At 45.0% G+C, this 2,187-nt stretch carries 2 protein-coding genes; both read left to right on the top strand.

All coding sequences use genetic code 11. The features are described from left to right. The first annotated feature begins 213 nt into the window (after positions 1 to 213). A complete protein-coding gene (locus tag C7B70_RS26745) occupies positions 214 to 354 on the top strand; it encodes a hypothetical protein (protein ID WP_158260603.1) in 141 nt (46 codons plus the stop codon). A 199-nt stretch (positions 355 to 553) separates the two neighbouring features. Next, complete coding sequence (locus tag C7B70_RS25685; RefSeq protein WP_106371681.1) at positions 554 to 2,101, top strand: reverse transcriptase domain-containing protein; 1,548 nt, start codon at positions 554 to 556, stop codon at positions 2,099 to 2,101. Positions 2,102 to 2,187 lie beyond the last annotated feature (86 nt).

The raw sequence follows: 2,187 nt of genomic DNA, 5'->3' as shown, positions 1-2,187 counted from the left end.
GAGTGCGATTCGTTGGTTAGTGAATCACGGTAAACAGTCCGTACATAACTAACCCAGCCAAGACTACCAAGTCTAGCTGAACTCTCAGTTTGATGTAGGTGAAAGTCCTACCCGCCAGGTTCAGGCGTGACTCCCTATCTTGACCCCAGTGACTAGGCTCGTTTCCTAGAGGCTGAAGCGGGTAACAGGGCGCAATCAGACAACTGTTATGGGTTGACACTGGCGCTAACGGGGCGTTCTCATGGTGAAACAGAGCCTAGAAAAGTGACCCACGATGAAGCAGGGCATAACAAAAAAACCCTGACTGTATTAGAGCTTAAAACCCGCCGCAACATTCGTAGTTTAGCGGCATGAACCTAGGGTTTCTAATGGTTAAAGTGGCTCTACCTAAAAGAACAATCAATCATCTGAGGGAACGAATAAAAACGAATCAAAGGTCTGGGGGCGGTCGAGTCCCAAGTAGGTAAGGCGAGATACGGAATCCCTTTGATTCGGGTAGGATGCGGCGTAATTGCTGCAAGGTATTCAGAAAACACTTATCAAGAGTACGAGCATGATTAGGCACATGGATAACCATAGTGAATCTTGGAAAACATTACCCTGGAAGCAATTTCGGCGTAATCTATTCCGCCTACAAAAGAGAGTGTTCAAAGCAGTTCAAGCAGGAGACAAGCGCAAAGCGATGTCAATTCAAAAACTGATTCTGAAGTCCAAAGCGGCTAGATTCTTGGCAATTCGCCAAGTAACTCAGCTAAACGCTGGAAAGAAAACAGCAGGTATCGACGGCAAGAAGTCCCTTACCTTTAAGGAGCGCTTTGAACTGGAGAAATCGCTGAAAGCATCGAGTAATAACTGGAAACACCAGAAATTACGCAGTATTCCCATACCTAAAAAGGACGGTAGTACCAGAACGCTTAAAATCCCAACTATGGCGGACAGAACGTGGCAATGCCTCGCAAAATACGCAATAGAACCAGCGCACGAAGCACTATTCCACGCCAGAAGTTACGGGTTCAGACCAGGACGTTCGGCACATGATGCCCAGAAATACCTGTTCACTAACTTAAACGCAAAAGCCAACGGAATAACTAAGCGAGTCCTAGAACTCGACATAGAAAAGTGTTTCGATAGGATAAGCCACACAACCATAATGGATAACCTTATTGCCACCAAAGGCATGAAATCAGGTATATTCCGGTGTTTAAAAGCCGGAGTAAACCCAGAATTTCCAGAACAAGGAACGCCCCAAGGCGGTGTGATAAGTCCACTATTAGCTAACATCGCTCTCAACGGGATAGAGAAAGTTCACGAATCAATAGACAACTGGGGGAAAAAATTTTTTCCCAGCGTCCGATACGCGGACGACATGTTGATAATACTCAAACCCGAAGAAAACGCGATAGAGATACTTGAAAGGATTAGTCAGTTTTTAGCCTCTAGAGGAATGAAGGTAAGTGAGAAGAAGACAAAGCTAACCGCTACGACAGACGGTTTTGACTTCCTTGGCTGGCATTTCAAAGTGCAGAGCAACGGGAAATTTAAAAGTACCCCCTCAGTGGAGAACTTCAAGAAATTCCGTCAGAAGGTAAAAGCCACCGTAAACTGCTCAAACTATGGAGCGAAGGTAAAAGCTGAGAAATTAGCTCCCATCGTTAGAGGCTGGAGAAACTACCACCGCTTTTGTAAGATGGACGGGTCTAGAAACTCGTTATATTTCATCCAAAAAAGAGCGTTCAAGGTATTCAACAAGGAAGCTAAACAGAATCGCCACACTAGCAAAAAATTGTTAGACAAAGCCTTTCCTAAAATTCCCTACTCCGAAAACAGGCACATTAATGTCAAAAGGGAAAAATCCCCGTATGACGGCGATATAACCTACTGGAGCGAACGCAACAGTAAATTATATGATGACCACACCTCTAGAGCCTTAAAACGGCAAAACCATACATGCGGACACTGTGGCATGAAGTGTATTAGTGATGAACGAGTACATCTACACCACATTGACGGGAATCATAGCAACTGGAGAAACAAAAATCTAGTTGCCGTACATGAATCCTGCCATGATTACGTCCACATGGGCAAAAGGGAAAATCCCTAAGAATATCGGGAGCCAGATGAGGCGAAAGCTTCACGTCTGGATCTAACAGAGAGGTGCGGAGCATAATAGCCCCCATCGACTCTAAC

The organism is Chlorogloea sp. CCALA 695, assembly GCF_003003885.1.
GTDB lineage: Bacteria > Cyanobacteriota > Cyanobacteriia > Cyanobacteriales > Chroococcidiopsidaceae > Aliterella.
Note: the sequence above shows the minus strand (reverse complement) of the source record. Positions and strands in the feature narration are given on the sequence as shown.

Coding starts and splice junctions, on each gene's coding strand:
- C7B70_RS25685 (WP_106371681.1), top strand. CDS start 554: ATGATTAGGCACATGGATAACCATAGTGAATCTTGGAAAACATTACCC.